The organism is Lentibacillus populi (genome assembly GCA_014642895.1).
GTDB lineage: Bacteria > Bacillota > Bacilli > Bacillales > Amphibacillaceae > Lentibacillus_C > Lentibacillus_C populi.
In genome coordinates this window covers 56727-72036 of sequence record BMJD01000020.1, presented here as the reverse complement: position 1 = coordinate 72036, position 15310 = coordinate 56727, and the positions used below count along the sequence as shown (strand labels likewise).

18 protein-coding genes and 1 riboswitch are annotated in these 15310 nt (G+C 39.8%); of the genes, 15 read left to right on the top strand and 3 right to left on the bottom strand.

Annotated elements, in window-relative coordinates; genetic code table 11:
• Positions 1–210: 210 nt before the first annotated feature.
• Positions 211–321: riboswitch (TPP riboswitch) on the top strand.
• A gap of 124 nt (positions 322–445) precedes the next feature.
• From IEX12_RS12995 to IEX12_RS12975, 5 genes are read left to right on the top strand one after another with little or no spacing between them, the layout of a single operon-like run.
• A complete protein-coding gene (locus IEX12_RS12995; protein ID WP_188725301.1) occupies positions 446–1450 on the top strand; it encodes an ABC transporter substrate-binding protein in 1005 nt (334 codons plus the stop codon).
• A 12-nt stretch (positions 1451–1462) separates the two neighbouring features.
• Positions 1463–1753 carry a thiamine-binding protein gene (locus IEX12_RS12990; RefSeq protein ID WP_155554944.1) on the top strand — a complete coding sequence of 97 codons (291 nt, stop codon included), beginning with the start codon at positions 1463–1465 and terminating at the stop codon, positions 1751–1753.
• Entirely contained in the window at positions 1753–2511 is a 759-nt protein-coding gene (locus tag IEX12_RS12985; RefSeq protein ID WP_155554943.1) for an ABC transporter permease, read from the top strand. Before IEX12_RS12990 ends, IEX12_RS12985 begins: the two co-directional genes overlap by 1 nt.
• A 1-nt stretch (position 2512) precedes the next feature.
• Positions 2513–3244, top strand: coding sequence for an ABC transporter ATP-binding protein (locus tag IEX12_RS12980; protein WP_102415602.1), 732 nt, complete (start codon positions 2513–2515; stop codon positions 3242–3244).
• Between the two features lies 1 nt (position 3245).
• Positions 3246–4031, top strand: a complete 786-nt coding sequence (locus IEX12_RS12975) for a TatD family hydrolase (protein ID WP_088049514.1) — start codon at positions 3246–3248, stop codon at positions 4029–4031.
• A 387-nt stretch (positions 4032–4418) separates the two neighbouring features.
• Here IEX12_RS12975 and IEX12_RS12970 read toward each other — a convergent pair whose 3' ends face one another.
• A complete protein-coding gene (locus IEX12_RS12970) occupies positions 4419–4901 on the bottom strand; it encodes a PaaI family thioesterase (protein ID WP_102415600.1) in 483 nt (160 codons plus the stop codon).
• 126 nt (positions 4902–5027) lie between these two features.
• Between IEX12_RS12970 and IEX12_RS12965 the strand changes: the two genes are divergently transcribed.
• Positions 5028–5435, top strand: a complete 408-nt coding sequence (locus IEX12_RS12965) for a spore coat protein (protein ID WP_088049517.1) — start codon at positions 5028–5030, stop codon at positions 5433–5435.
• 60 nt (positions 5436–5495) lie between these two features.
• The gene (locus tag IEX12_RS12960) at positions 5496–6047 is read left to right on the top strand and encodes an SLOG family protein (protein ID WP_088049518.1); all 552 of its coding nucleotides are present in this window, start codon (positions 5496–5498) and stop codon (positions 6045–6047) included.
• 228 nt (positions 6048–6275) lie between these two features.
• Here the strand turns inward: IEX12_RS12960 and IEX12_RS12955 are convergent, their stop codons facing one another.
• Both IEX12_RS12955 and IEX12_RS12950 read right to left on the bottom strand, forming a co-directional pair.
• Positions 6276–6782 carry a glycoside hydrolase domain-containing protein gene (locus tag IEX12_RS12955; RefSeq protein WP_188725300.1) on the bottom strand — a complete coding sequence of 169 codons (507 nt, stop codon included), beginning with the start codon at positions 6780–6782 and terminating at the stop codon, positions 6276–6278.
• Positions 6751–7074 (bottom strand): glycoside hydrolase family 25 domain-containing protein, encoded by a 324-nt coding sequence (locus IEX12_RS12950; RefSeq protein ID WP_155554941.1) that lies wholly within the window; start codon positions 7072–7074, stop codon positions 6751–6753. Before IEX12_RS12950 ends, IEX12_RS12955 begins: the two co-directional genes overlap by 32 nt.
• Positions 7075–7495: 421 nt before the next feature.
• On the opposite strand from IEX12_RS12950, the gene IEX12_RS12945 reads away from it, so the two are divergent.
• The 8 genes from IEX12_RS12945 to IEX12_RS12910 all read left to right on the top strand — a co-directional run bounded on the left by IEX12_RS12945 (position 7496) and on the right by IEX12_RS12910 (position 15298).
• The gene (locus tag IEX12_RS12945) at positions 7496–8113 is read left to right on the top strand and encodes a DUF47 domain-containing protein (protein WP_088049520.1); all 618 of its coding nucleotides are present in this window, start codon (positions 7496–7498) and stop codon (positions 8111–8113) included.
• A 15-nt stretch (positions 8114–8128) separates the two neighbouring features.
• Positions 8129–9127, top strand: a complete 999-nt coding sequence (locus IEX12_RS12940; RefSeq protein WP_155554940.1) for an inorganic phosphate transporter — start codon at positions 8129–8131, stop codon at positions 9125–9127.
• 255 nt (positions 9128–9382) lie between these two features.
• Positions 9383–9535, top strand: a complete 153-nt coding sequence (locus IEX12_RS12935) for a small acid-soluble spore protein P (protein WP_155554939.1) — start codon at positions 9383–9385, stop codon at positions 9533–9535.
• A gap of 347 nt (positions 9536–9882) precedes the next feature.
• On the top strand, positions 9883–12657 hold the full coding sequence (locus IEX12_RS12930; protein WP_155554938.1) for a sigma-54-dependent transcriptional regulator: 2775 nt from the start codon (positions 9883–9885) through the stop codon (positions 12655–12657).
• 93 nt (positions 12658–12750) lie between these two features.
• A complete protein-coding gene (locus tag IEX12_RS12925; protein ID WP_088049523.1) occupies positions 12751–13170 on the top strand; it encodes a PTS sugar transporter subunit IIA in 420 nt (139 codons plus the stop codon).
• A gap of 17 nt (positions 13171–13187) precedes the next feature.
• Positions 13188–13658 (top strand): PTS sugar transporter subunit IIB, encoded by a 471-nt coding sequence (locus tag IEX12_RS12920; RefSeq protein ID WP_155554937.1) that lies wholly within the window; start codon positions 13188–13190, stop codon positions 13656–13658.
• A 25-nt stretch (positions 13659–13683) separates the two neighbouring features.
• Positions 13684–14460, top strand: coding sequence for a PTS mannose/fructose/sorbose/N-acetylgalactosamine transporter subunit IIC (locus IEX12_RS12915; protein ID WP_088049525.1), 777 nt, complete (start codon positions 13684–13686; stop codon positions 14458–14460).
• Positions 14441–15298: a PTS system mannose/fructose/sorbose family transporter subunit IID gene (locus IEX12_RS12910; protein WP_155554946.1), complete on the top strand. Its 858-nt coding sequence runs from the start codon at positions 14441–14443 to the stop codon at positions 15296–15298. Before IEX12_RS12915 ends, IEX12_RS12910 begins: the two co-directional genes overlap by 20 nt.
• The last annotated feature ends 12 nt before the right edge of the window (positions 15299–15310 follow it).

Here is a 15310-nt window from a genome sequence, read left to right as displayed (position 1 = left end):
AAATAGTACTCAATAATAAAATTAAAAATTTGACAAAAAAAATAAGCCCTCACAAGGCTTACAGTGTTTTTTTGGAAGTGAAACTGTCAAACTCCCGTGTATTTGATGGGCCCATATTTAGGAAGCAGGTTTAAATATCAAATTCAAAATTCCAACCTTGCAAACGATACCGTAATGTAGTACCTTTGAACATGTAAGATAAAAATGGAATAGATTTTGTGGGGGGACCAGTTGATGCTGGTTGAGATTGTATCCGATAGATACTGACCCTTGGAACCTGATCTGGCTGAAACCAGCGTAGGGAACATGTTGAACAGGAAAGATAAACTATCTTTTTCGTAAACACCCCAGGTTTAAAAATGGCGGTGTTTTTTTATTGCAATTTCCGCAGCCCTTTCGCCGATCATTTTCCTAAACAAAACTACCATCACATGGAGGATAAGAAATGAAGAAGCTTTTATTTTTACTTATCATGATTACCGTTCTTACTGCATGTAACAGTAACAACGGATCCAAAAGCACGGAACAGGATCAACAGGATAGGGACGGTATGCAGAAAGTAAAGCTTGTCCTGGATTGGACACCAAATACGAATCATACTGGCCTTTATGTTGCACAAAAAAAGGGATACTTTCATGACGAGGGACTGGATGTGGAAATCATAATGCCGGGAGAGGTTGGGGCTGATCAGCTTGTCGCTTCAGGAAAAGCCGATTTTGGTGTTAGCTACCAAGAAAGTATTACGGAGGCACGTGTGCAAGGTGTACCGGTTGTCTCCATTGCGGCGGTGATCCAGCATAATACATCCGGTTTTGCCTCACCAAAGGAAAAAGCCATCACATCACCGAAGGATTTTGCCGGAAAAACGTATGGTGGCTGGGGGGCACCAGTTGAGAAGGCTGTCCTAGCATCCCTTATGAAACAAGAAAATGCTTCCGCTGACAAGGTGAATATTGTCAATATGGGGAACACCGATTTCTTTACAGCGGTGCAGCGTGATATTGATTTTGCTTGGATTTATTATGGCTGGACAGGCGTAGAGGCCGAGTTGCGTGGTGAGGAATTAAATATGTTGTATCTGACCGATTACTCGAAAAAACTTGATTATTATACACCGGTTCTTACTGCGAATGAGAACACGATTGAGGAAAACCCGACAACAGTTAAGAAGTTTTTGGCAGCCGTTTCAAAAGGGTATGAATTTGCCATTGATAATCCTGAAGATGCGGCTACTATTTTGCTAGATGAAGTTCCAGATCTTGATGCAGAACTGGTAAAGGCAAGTCAAGAATGGCTCTCACCAAAATATCGGGATGATGCAATGCGCTGGGGTGAACAGAAATTGGAAGTCTGGGATAATTATGCAAGCTGGATGTACGACAATAATTTATTAGAAAAACAGCTAGATAGCGAGAAAGCTTTTACCAATGAATTTTTACCAAAAAAATAGGAGGGGTTTCAAGTGGCAAATGCTTTAGTAAGTATTCAAATTATCCCAAAGACAAAAAACGGGGAAGATACGATTCCATATGTAGATGCTGCGATAGAGGAAATCGATCAATCAGGAGTGAAATATGAAGTGCATCCGCTCGAAACAACGATGGAAGGAGATTTGCCGGAATTGCTGTCAATTATTGAAAAAATGAATACCAGAATGACCGAGCTGGGGTGTGAAAGTATTATTTCACAGGTAAAAGTGTTTCATAAACCGGATGGAGCCTCGATGTCAGAACTGACGGAGAAATATCGCTAATGAAAGGGATCATGGAAAAAGGCTGGAAACCGGTTGTGGTTCTCCTCCTTTTGTTCGGTGCATGGGAGCTTTCCAGTAAACTGTTTGACATACCGGATTGGCTCCTGCCTGCACCGTCGCAAATTGGAAAAACAGGAATAGAAGCCTGGCCAATGTATCAGCATCATTTAATCTCAACCATTACATTATCGATTATGGGCTTTTTGATTGGTGCAAGCATCGGGATTTTGGTTGCTGTTTGTCTGCATCTTATTCGATTTGTTCGGGAAGCATTTTTTCCTTTGATGATTTTATCACAAAATATCCCGATTATTGTGCTGGCACCGCTTTTAGTGATCTGGTTTGGATTTGGGATGCTGCCCAAAATTATCATCATCACATTGGTTTGTTTCTTTCCAATCGCTGTTGCAGCATTGGATGGGTTTCGGCAAACCGATCGTGATTTAATTCATTATATGCAAATGGCCGGGGCAAATAAAAGGCAGATTTTCAGGAAATTGGAAATTCCAAGTGCACTTCCATCATTATTTTCCGGATTAAAAATTTCTGCAACTTATAGTGTAATGGGAGCAGTTATTTCTGAATGGCTCGGTGCGAATGAAGGAATTGGTGTCTATATGACATTAGCATCCTCATCATTCCGAACCGATCGTGTCTTTGTTGCGATATTTTTCGTCATGGTTCTGAGTCTTTTGTTCTTTTCACTGATCGCTTTTATCGAAAAAAGACTACTTAATTGGAAATCAGAGGGGAACTGATATGGGAAAACTACATGTTCAAAACGTAACAAAGTCATATAGCCAAAACGTGATACTGAGCGATGTATCATTTACCGTACATGATGGTGAATTTGTTTCCATCCTAGGTCCATCTGGCAGTGGAAAGAGCACATTATTCCATGTAATAGGCGGGATCCGGCTTCCTGATTCCGGTGAGATTTATTTAGATGACAGGCTGATAAACGGCACAAAAGGAGCCATTAGTTATACACCCCAATCTCCATCTCTGCTTCCTTGGCGAAGTCTTTTAAAAAATGTATTGCTGGGTGCAGAAATAGCGGGGGGAGGAGATGAAGCAGATGCAATGGAGATGATTGAACGTGCCGGGCTTAAGGGGTACGAGAATGCATATCCGCATGAACTTTCAGGTGGAATGCAGCAGCGTGCAGCCTTTATCCGAAGCTTGTTAAGTCCACAATCTGTTATTTGTTTAGATGAACCATTTTCAGCATTAGATGAGTTTACCAGATTGGCGATGCAAAAATGGCTCTTATCAATCTGGGAGGAAGATAAACGCTCTATATTATTTGTAACACATAGTATTGAGGAAGCCATTTATCTTTCTGATCGAGTGATTGTGTTAACGAATAAGCCTGCAACGGTAAAAAAAGAAATTACCATCCCGTTCTCAAGACCAAGAAAAGAAGCCATCCTTTTGTCGGAGGAATTTTTGCAATGGAAAAAGCTAATTTATCAGGAACTAGGTGAATAATATGGAAAATCAGATTATTGATGCACATATCCATTTGGACATGTACGATGAACCGGATCGGAATATGCTGCTAAAGGAACTGAAGCATCATCATGTTGCTGCATTAATTGCAGTATCATATCATTTGCAATCTGCTAAAATGAATCTGGAATTTTCCCGAATCGATAAACGAATTAAACCGGCATTTGGCTACCATCCGGAACAGGAATTACCATCAGATCGTATGTTGGAGGAAATTATATTATTCATGCATAGACATCAGCAGGAGATGGTGGCCATTGGGGAAGTTGGTTTACCGTATTATTTGCGGCAAGAAAAACCTAGCATTCCAGTAGAGCCTTATATGGAAGTACTGGAGCTGTTTATTCAGCAAGCCGTAAAGTTAGATAAGCCGATTGTTTTGCATGCTGTCTATGAGGATGCTCCCATTGTCTGTGATTTACTCGAGAAGTATTCGGTGAAAAAAGCTCATTTTCACTGGTTCAAAGGGGATCCTCAAACGGTTGAGCGTATGCAGCAAAATGGTTATTACATATCGATCACGCCGGATGTGTTGTATGAAAAGGAAATTCAACGACTGGTTAAACGCTATCCTTTAGCGAACATGATGGTAGAGACAGATGGTCCTTGGACGTTTACGGGGCCGTTCACAGGCGAAAAAACAGACCCGAAAATGATCCATCAATCCATACGTAAAATTGCTGAGCTGAAAGGGCTGGATAAGGAAGACGTTTATCATCGTCTATATGAAAACACGATTGAATTTTATCGCTTGTTAACAGTGTAATAATTAAAAACTTCCTTTTGGCTTACGGCTGTCAAAATCCTGCTGTAGGAGCAAGTTTTCATCCATTGATTTTAGAATGGTGAAGAGAAAGAAGCACTTGCTTATTTTAACAAACAGGTTTGCTCTGTTTCTTAATAGAAACGCCACTACAATATTGAATATCGTGGGTACTATAAAGCAAGTCCCTTCAGGTAAAGATGACTTTTCTGAGGGAATTTTAATTTGGTTAAAGAGATTTGTGGGTGCTGAACTTATCACTAAACCATGCAAAATGAATGAAATAAATTATTAAAGGATATTAATCAGAAGAAGTACATTGGGGAAAGTTTTATAACTGAAAAAGTGCATGTTCATATCAACTAGTATGAACATGCATTTTGATTTCTTTTATTTCTCATAAAACGTACTTGGCATTACAACTGCAACAACTTCTCCTTTAGCACAAACCTTGCCGCCTGCAAATACCTCCGTATGTACTTTCCATTTCTTCGGATGGACTTCTTCCACTGTTCCAACTGCTTTTAATGGGACGCCATGTGGAGTAGGTTTAATGAAATCAACGTGTAATGACCCCGTCACAAATCGTGGCGGTTCCACAGCATCGCCTGGTTCATGCCCATTTTTCCGATGTAATGCAAGGGATGCTGAGCCGGTTCCATGGCAGTCAATCAGGGAAGCGATCAGCCCGCCATAAACAAAACCGGGTAGTGCAGTATGCTCTGGCCGTGGTGTATAAATGGTTACGGTGTTATCACCATCCCACCCCGTACGAAAATGATGTCCATTTTCATTTAGTCGCCCACAGCCATAACACCAGGAAAAGTCTTCCGGATATTCATCTTGAACTGCTTTTTTAATTGTTTGCTCCATTATTTTCCCCCCTTTTCAGAAAAGTATAGCATAAAAGTGACACGGAAAATAGGTTCATGTCTTATACAATCTACAGGCAGTTATCATAGGTTAGTAGTGAACCTATCACAGGAAAGGGGCTTTTATATGAGACATCATCATGGACCAGATTGTGGATGCCCGAAGCGCATTGTCCATCCAACAAAGCATAATTGTGTTGAAAACTGTACGGAAAGTGTTGTAGAACACATACATCCTTCCCATACTACAGTTATGAATCATCATTTGGTAAGGAACAGACATGTTTATCCACATTCCACATCCGTCCAAAATACGTGCAATAGTGTAGATGAATTTGGCGGAGCTTTTAACACACCACCACAAGTTTCTCCAGCTTATGGACCTGGAAGTCAGGTTGCAGGTGCCATGTCGCCGGGGATGAATAACGGTAATCAAGTTGCAGGCATGATGGATTATGGTCATGCTGGAAAAGGGTGCTGTGGGAACAACTATAAAGAGATGCATAACTGGAAAAAACCGAATAAATGGTGTTAATCTTATTAGGGAGCAGGCTTAAAGGTCAGCTCCCAGTTTTTCTAAGAAAGGAACATACATATGAAAGTACTAACGGTTACCGGATATAAACCAATGGAACTGAATATATTTAAGGTTGACGACCATCGAATAACATTCATTAAAGCAGCTATTCGCAAAAGACTAATAGCCTTTATCGAGGAAGGATTGGAATGGGTACTGATCTCAGGGCAAATGGGAGTTGAACTATGGGCGGCTGAGGTTGTTAGGGAATTACGGGAACAGTATGATGTGAAGCTTGCCATCATTCCCCCTTTTGAGAGTCAGGAAGAACGCTTTCCAGAGCCCATCCAGCAACAGTATCAGGAACTTGTATCAATTGCTGATTTTTATAAACCGCTTTATGTGGGGTACTACAAGGGTGCCTTCCAATTCAAGGCAAAAAATAAATGGCTTATCGATAAAAGTGATGGGTGCCTTATCGTAATGGATGAAGAATTTCCGGGAAGCGGGCGCTTTTTTTATCTGGAAGCAAAGGGATGGGACAACTATCCTGTTTATTCGATCACGCCAGCTGATTTGGATGATGTGGTGGAAGAGTTAAGGATGGCGGATCCGGATTATTGGACGTAACATGGCAAATGTTACGTATCAACATTTGGAAAAATCCCATTCAAGCGAAAAGAGCTGTCGCTTATGTACCCGATCAGCCCAACTTATATCCGAAATTAATAAGGGTGGGACTATTGCAATTTATTGCCTCCGCGTTTCGTATTCCTAAGATACATTTCATACGAAAGCAAAGGAATTGATACGGAAAAAGCCGCATCGCGTGTTGAAGCAGCCTTTTCCAATTAACTTTTACCACAAAGCATCCAGCAGTTCCTTTGTAAATAAATTGGTATCAATATTGCATTTGTCCGATTCTATTGCATATTGCCAGCCGTAAAGTAAAGCATCGTCCGGTCCTTCGGGGGCGTATTTCGGGGCATTTTCTTTTGTAGTGATTTCTTGCTGGGGATAGGATGTCCAAACGATTGTATTTTCTCGTGCCTTCCGTTTTGTTGCATGATAGGCTTCAACCAAATTACTTCCATCATCAAAAACACCATATAAACCTGGTTGGTAATCGGAAGCGGCTAATGTGTCGTACCACCCTTGGATAAAGGCTGAATCGACCGGGTACTTCGGCTCAATATCCCCGAATATCGCAACCCCATCTGGAACATCCAAATCATTAGCCAAGGAAATTGCTTGTTTCGCTTCCCGGGCACCATGGTCATACCCCGTTGCATCACGGAAATGGTTGTAAATTAACAGAATACGTATATCATTTTTATAACAGGAATGTGACTTCGTCAGCGTCAAGCCCCTTAGAAACACCTTTGTTATCCCCTAAATAGCGTCCCCAAACATCTGGCTTGCCAAAGTTATCCTCTACACACTGTTTTAAATCGTTATTCACGCTACTCGCAGAATCAACACCCCAGTAAATTTGCTTGCCATCATTGGAATCCGAACCATCTTCATTGCTTTCATCGGTCGAGGGTTCGTTGGAGGAGTCGGGTTTCGTATCAAAAACTACCATGTTTAAAAATATCGGAATGGTAATCAAGACCACTACTCCAATAAGCATGTATAGAAAGCGTTTGTTTAGCAAAGTTTAAAAACCTCCCTTCCTATTATTGCTGTTTATTAAAGGGAGGAAATGTGCGTGCAGGCGAGGACTAATGTATGCATGATCGGAAATAGCTGATCGCCGATAAAAAGGAGGGATTTTCCTAAAAGTATTGGGGCGCCACTAAAGTGGCAAATCCCGCTGATAAGAGCTAGAAAATCGCCAATAACAAGTAAACGTACAGCTGGTAGCATAAGTTGCCGGTATCAAATAATGCAAAAATCTCTAATAAATATTCAGCACCTACTTTAGTTGCAGCGAACGAACGTGTATAATGGAATTTGTGATGAAAAAAATCGACAAAATCGGACAGCTATTTATTTATTTCGTGCAAATAGCTGATGAAAAATATATAATAATCAAGGATACCAAGTTCCGTTCGTTTAATGGAGGTTAAAAAAATATGTTCAAGAAAAAACCAGATAAGTTTTCCCTTTATCTAGTTGATTTCGCAAAGCATTTACATGAAGCAACAGACTATTTTGTTCATTTTAAAGTGAAAGATACTGAGACACTGAAACAATTTTCCAGTACAATTAAGGAGCATGAATCACTTGCCGATGATAAGGTTCATGAAATCATTAAAGATTTAAACCAGGCTTTTATTACCCCTATTGAGCGGGAGGACATTCTCCAGCTTGTGATGAATCTGGATGATATTATGGATGGAATGGAAGAATTCTCCGCTACGATGGATATTTATCATATATTGTCTTCAGATGATTATATCGATCAATTTACGAATTATATATTAAAATGCTCAAAGGAAATTTTAACATCAATGGAATTAATCGCAAATTATCAATTAAAAGATGTGGAAGAGCATGCCATCCGGATTAAAGACTACGAAAGTAATTGTGACGATTTATACCGTGAATCCCTTAGGAACTTATTTCAATCAGAAAAGGATCCAATTAAAGTAATCCAATACAAAGAAATTTATGAAATTCTGGAAGAAATAGCAGACTATTGTCAAAACGTAGCAAGTACATTACAAAGTATCATCATGAAAAATGCGTAATGAGGGATTAAAAAAATGGACTTTCTTTCTGTAATAATCGTATTAATTGTAGTTTTTGCTCTCCTTTTCGACTTTATTAACGGGTTTCACGATACGGCCAATGCCATTGCAACATCGGTATCAACCAAAGCCTTGACACCTAGAAGAGCAATCATATTGGCTGCTGTAATGAATTTTGTTGGAGCATTGACCTTTACTGGTGTTGCCCAAACGATTACTAGTGGAATTACAAATCCGTTTGACCTGGAAAACGGGCTGGCGGTCATTTTAGCAGCTTTGATCGCGGCGATTGTCTGGAATTTGGTTACATGGTATGCAGGGATCCCAAGCAGTTCATCCCATGCAATTATTGGGGCAATTACAGGTGCGGTCATTGTATCAGCGGGATATAACGCGATTCATTATCATGGTTTTCTCTCTATTCTTGAAGGTTTGTTCTTCTCCCCGGTTTTTGCCTTTATAGTCGGATTTATCTTATACGGCATTATTAAAGTTATTTTTAAAAACAGTAATTTGGCTAAGACAAATAAACGCTTTCGGCTCGTGCAAGTATTAACAGCATCGGTGCAATCCTTCGCCCATGGTACGAATGATGCACAAAAATCGATGGGGATTATTACGATGGCATTGATTGTCGGAGGCATGCATACAACGGCAGCTATTCCATTTTGGGTGCAGGCTTCTTGTGCAACGGCAATGGCGCTTGGAACTTCTGTTGGTGGATGGCGAATCATTAAAACGGTCGGTGGAAAAATTATGAAAATCCGCCCTGTAAATGGGGTTGCTGCTGATCTTACTGGTGCGGCCGTCATCTTTGGGGCAACGCTCATTCATTTACCTGTGAGCACAACCCATGTTATTTCATCTGGTATCCTCGGGGTCGGGGCCTCCCACCGTGTAAAGGGTGTTAACTGGGGTGTAGCAAAACGGATGGTTGTTACCTGGGTGATCACATTACCGATAACTGCAGTAATAGGCGGAATTATTTATTATATTTTGGATTTGTTCATCTAAAAATCGATCTTTTGGTTGCCATTGTCGCTGCCAAACGATTTTTAGTAGTCAGGCTGGCTATAACTTACAGTTACATTAATGATAGAGGCTATTGCCTTGGTAATAGTTTTTTTCAATCACGAGACTAAGTAGATCAATGATTAACCGATAGACATTAATGAGTCGCTGAAATTGATGCTAGCATCAGATTGACGAACGAATAGAATCCTGCCTTTCTCCAAAAGCTAACCGTACGATAAAAAGGAGGGGAATATGGTGAGTGAAAACCCTAAAGGGCCTAAACAGCAGGAACGTCCAAATTTGCCAAAAAGCCCGAAACAGCGATATGGCGAGCCACTCGATGGTTCACATAAAGTAAAAAATCGCAATCATTCACGGCAAAAGAACGACGCAAATCATGATATGTAGATATGAGCAAATAAAGCTGTTCCGTTATGTTGGAATGGCTTTTTCTTTGGAGTGATCTACTACAATGATAATCGAAAAAATGATCATGACAGGGGCACTTTGGCATCATTTCTTACAATGCCACCTTAGTAAGTGGAAGATACGATTATAATGTTGAATCAATGAAACTGACTTTGTTTTAGACGATGCAACTGTTAAAATAGGTTTATCAAAGAGGTGGCGTTTTTTTAAGTGCTGCTGGTGCCCATAAATATCAGAAAAGTGGGTAAAAACACTGCCCGTCTTAGAGAAATAGTTTTATACTGAAGAAGAGCAACATCAAGGTTTCATCAACAGGGGTGATAAAAATGCTGAAAGAGGATTTGCTTTCCTATTTAGAGGAAAAGACGCATTTGTTTCAAATAGATACTCCGTCAGACATGTTTACGGCAAATAGTATGGCGGAATTTTTTCAAGTTAAGCGAAATACGATTAGTCAATATCTGAATCAGATGGTTGAAGAAGAAAAAGTGATTAAGATCAATACACGTCCAGTTTATTTCTTGAGCCGATTCATATTTGAAAAGGAATTTTTTCCTGTTCAAATGTGCTTGTTTGACAGCTTCGAATCTATTAAGAAGCAAGCGGAGAATGGAAATGATGGGGATATTTTTGACCGATTAATTGGGGCAGATGGAAGTTTGGAAAAAGCGATCAAACAGATTAAATCATCAGTATTTTATCCTGATGGCGGTTTACCGCTCATCTTATGTGGACCGACAGGAGCTGGAAAGAGCTATACCGCCAGTCTTATTTATCAATACAGTGTAGAAAGGGGAGTATTGGCAAAAGATGCACCTTTCATCAGCTTCAACTGTGCGCAATATGCGAATAACCCAGAGCTACTATCCAGTAACTTGTTTGGTAATCTAAAAGGGGCGTATACCGGAGCCGATAAAACGACAAATGGAATGCTCGAAGCCGCAGATGGCGGCATATTATTTTTGGACGAGGTTCATCGGCTAAATGAAGAGGGGCAAGAAAAATTATTTACGTTTCTTGATCAAGGCGTTTATCGGCGGATGGGAGAGACGAATGGCTGGCACCAAGCGGATGTGCGAATTATTTTTGCAACAACTTTAAACCTGGAAGGGAACTTTCTTAAAACATTTTTGCGCCGGATTCCCATTCAGATAACAATCCCAAGTCTTGACGAGCGGGGAGACAAAGAGAAAATACAATTTGTGTATCTGTTTTTGATTCATGAAGCACAAAAAATTAACCGGCCGATCCACATAACGAGTCGAGCTTTGGATGCGCTTACGAAGCATAATTATAGCGGTAATCTGGGAGATTTGAAAAACACGATAAAATATTTGATCGCCTCGTCCTTTGCCGAAGATCCAGAATCAGATCGTGTTTCGATTTCATTACATGATCTTCCTGAAAAAATTTTACGAGAAACGATTCAACCTACTGATCATAAATTTAAGCAAAACAGTGAAATTATCATTAAGCCAACCGCTACGTTAAATCAGCTATTTGAATCACGCATGTCGCATACGGACGATATCAAGAAAACATATGAAACAATTCTGCGTTTGTTTAACGATAATCAGAAACGCAAATTGGATAAAACGATTTTGGAACAACAGGTTTTCAATGAGATTCTAGCTTTATTTGACAAGTTTATTTTTAACTCGGAAAAAAGTACTGGCGTAATGATGGAAGTCATTACGGTTAATGTACAGGAAATTATCCGTTATTTAGAGAACACCAACAACGTCAAATTCAATGGAAACAGTGTATTTACCATGGCTCACTTTCTTTATTACAAGGGGAACGCTGTTATAGAATGGTCGAGTGAACAGAAAAAAGTCATCAACCAGATTGTACATTTTGCAGAAGAAAATTATCAATCAGAATGCCAGCTGGTAACGCAATTTATCAAGCTATTAAACAATAAACTGGATGTCCACATGAGCAGGATGGATGAAGCGATGCTGACATTTTATTTAAGGAGCCTGTCAATTGAACCGGCCAATGAGCAGCGGGTAAGGGCTATCATTCTTGCACATGGCTATGCAACAGCCAGCAGTATCGCAAATGTGGCAAACCGTTTGCTCCATAAAAATATCTTTGAGGCTTTTGACATGCCATTGGACACATCAGTAGATGATATTGTAGAACGAGTACTGCATTATGTTGAACATACCGATGTTTCCAAAGGACTGGTTATTTTAGTAGATATGGGCTCCTTGAAAGACATCCCTTCCCAATTCACCAAATACATGAATGGGCCATTAGCAATCATTAACAATGTTTCTACGCAAATGGCTTTATTTGTAGGTGAAATGCTGGGAAAAGGTATTTATTTAGAGGAAATGATCGATAAGTTAAAAACTTCCAATGAAACACAATATAGTATTATTTACCCGGACAAGAAAAAGGAAAAAGTGATTGTCACATCCTGCTTTACCGGAATGGGAACAGCTTTGCAAATCCAAAAATTGTTAGAAGAAAGTATACCACAGGATTTGGAAATGAAAATCATTGCCCATGATTACAGCCGTCTGGAGGAATTTGGTTATGCCGATGCATTATTTCAGTTATATGATGTTCTGGCAATAGTGGGAACAGCCGATCCAGGAATAAGAGAAGTGGATTATATTTCGCTTGAAGATTTAATTTCGGGGCAGGGGGAAGGAAAGCTGCGGAAAATTTTTCAGTCGGTGATCAATGACGATCAAATTGAAGAAATCAATAACAATCTATTACGAAACTTTTCGATTGAACAGGTAATTGAATCCATTACCATTCTGGATACAGAAAAAATTCTTATTCATGTCGAGGAATTTTTAAATCGGTTGGAAATGTTAATGAATAAACGACTGCCCAATGATAAAAAAGTAGCTTTATATGTCCATACAAGCTGCTTGGTAGAGCGTTTAATTAGACAAGCTCCAATAGAAACGTACCATGACATGGATACGTTTGTGGAATATCAAAAAGATATGATTGAAATGATAAGGGATGCGTTTAGTGTCGTCGAATCCATTTATAGTGTCGAAATCAACATTGCCGAAATTGGTTATATTTATGATTATTTAGTCACGGAACCCTCATCTGAAAGCGTTTTTTAAATAAGGTTGTACCAATAAATAAAAGCGTGCCACTAAGTTGGCACGCTTTTTGCATTTAATATTAGTGAAATGAAAATGAAAGGGGGATAGGTGATGAGGTATTTATTATTTGCATCGCATGGGAGACTCGCGGAGGGAATGCTTGATTCAGTAGAAATGATTACCGGGAAGCGTGACAATATATTTACAATCAGTGCTTACAAGAATGAGAACGAGGATTTAACTAAGCAATTGGAGTCCGTGTTGATGCAGATTAATGAGGAAGATGAATTGATTATCGTTACGGATATATTCGGTGGCAGTGTTAACAATGAATGCCTTAAATTATTACATGATACCAGAATTCATTTGATTGCCGGACTAAATCTGGCATTGGTGATTGAACTGGTTACACAGGTTAATTTCCAAATGGATACGGATGAGCTAATTAACAAGGCATTAAAAAATGCCAAGGACACGATAATTTACTGTAACAAGGTTATCCGAAGTGAACCGGAGGATGAGGATTTTTAATGAAGGGATGAATAAATATGATTAAATTGCTGCGTGTTGACCATCGGTTATTACATGGACAAGTAGCTTTCTCATGGACACAAAATTTAGGAGCGGATTGTATTTTAATTGCAAACGATGATGTACCTGTTAACGAATTGCGTAAAACAACGATTAAACTTGCGAAACCACAGGGTGTAAAATTAGTTATTAAAAATATCGAGGATTCTATCAAAGCACTGGAAAGTGGAGTGACAGATAAATATAAGCTTTTCATCATTGTTGAATCTGTTGCCGACGCACAAAAATTGACTGCAGCTCACCATGCTATTAAACAAGTGAATTTAGGAGGTGTGAAAGCAAAAGAAGGGACGAGAAATATTTCCAAAGCAGTAAATTTATTGCCCGAAGAAGAAATCATGGTTAAAAAAATGATTGAACAAGGGGCAGAGGTGGAAATCAGACAAGTTCCCAATGATAAAAAGATTTTTGCTAGCACTGTAATTTAATTTAGAAACGGTGGGAGGGGTTACGATGATTACGGCATTATTATTAGGTTTGGTCGCTTTTGTCGCACAAAGTGAGTATGCTTTGGGGACGAGTTTGATATCACGTCCAATTGTCACAGGCCTATTTACCGGTATCGTAATGGGCGATATTAAAACCGGTATTATAATGGGGGCAACTTTGGAACTAGCATTTATCGGGGTATTTTCAGTTGGGGCAGCAATTCCGCCTAATGTAGTAGTTGGGGGTGTGTTGGGAGTAGCATTTGCAATATCTTCGGGGGCTGGTCCAGAAACGGCATTATTGCTGGGCTTGCCAATTGCTACATTGGCACTTATCTTTGAGAATTTGTATTTGGCTTTAGTGTTACCAATTGTGCTACACAAAGCCGATAGGTACGCCGAAGATGCCAATGTTCGAGGGATTACAACCATGCACTTATTAGGTGGCTTTGGAATGTCTCTCATGATTGGCGCCATTGTAGGTATTTCATATTTTGTTGGAAGCGATGCTGTTACAAAGGTTTTGGATGCGATCCCTGGTCCCGTTCAAACGGGTCTCGAAGTAGCTACTGGCCTAATACCAGCACTAGGTTTTGCCATGTTGGTAAGGTTATTGGTTAATAAGCAGGTTGCACCATACTTTTTCCTGGGATTTTTAATTGTTGCATATTTAAAGGTTCCGGTAACAGGTATTGCCCTGCTCGGAGCAATTGTGGCAATTATTATGGTAAATGTTATGCAAAAACCGAAATTGGCTACGAATGAAGGAGGAGTGATGGATGATGACGACGAAGACTTCTGATAAAAACGAAAAGATGGTTGATCAGGTAGAAGAAACGCCAGAAATAAGCAAAAAAGATTTAAATCAATTGTTTTGGCGCTCGTTTCAAATGGAGTTTTCCTGGAACTATGAACGTCAAGCAAGTCTGGCTTACGCATATGCCATGATTCCAATCTTAAAAAAACTGTATAAGAAAAAAGGTGACCTTTCCGCTGCATTAAAACGGCATCTGGAATTTTTTAATACGACTCCACATATTGTAACGATGATATTGGGAGTCTCTGCTGCGATGGAAAAGTCAAATGCAGAAGATAAGAATTTTGATTCATCATCCATTAATACAGTTAAAGCCTCCTTAATGGGACCATTAGCCGGTATCGGCGATTCATTTTTTTGGGGAACACTCCGCCTTATCGCAACCGGCATCGGTACATCCCTGTCGTTAAAAGGAAATATTTTGGGGCCGATTCTATTTCTACTCGTATTTAATGTACCGCATATTGCCTTACGTTATATCTTGACGAAGGTCGGTTATAACATGGGAACAGGATTTTTGAAAAAACTGCAGGAAAACGGAACAATGGGTAATTTAACGTTCGGAGCAGCCATTTTAGGGTTGATGGTTATTGGAGGGATGAGTGCAGACATGATCGTCCTGAATGTTCCATTAACCATTGGAAGTGGGGATTCCGCAACTGCTGTACAGGATATTTTGGATGGTATTTTGCCAGGACTGTTGCCTTTAGCTGCATTTGGGGTTATCTATTGGTTACTTGGCAAGGAGGTTAAGGCAACTACCATTTTAGTCGGGATGGCTGTGATTAGCATTCTTGGTGCATGGGCAGGTATTTTTGGTTGATGCAATTAGTAA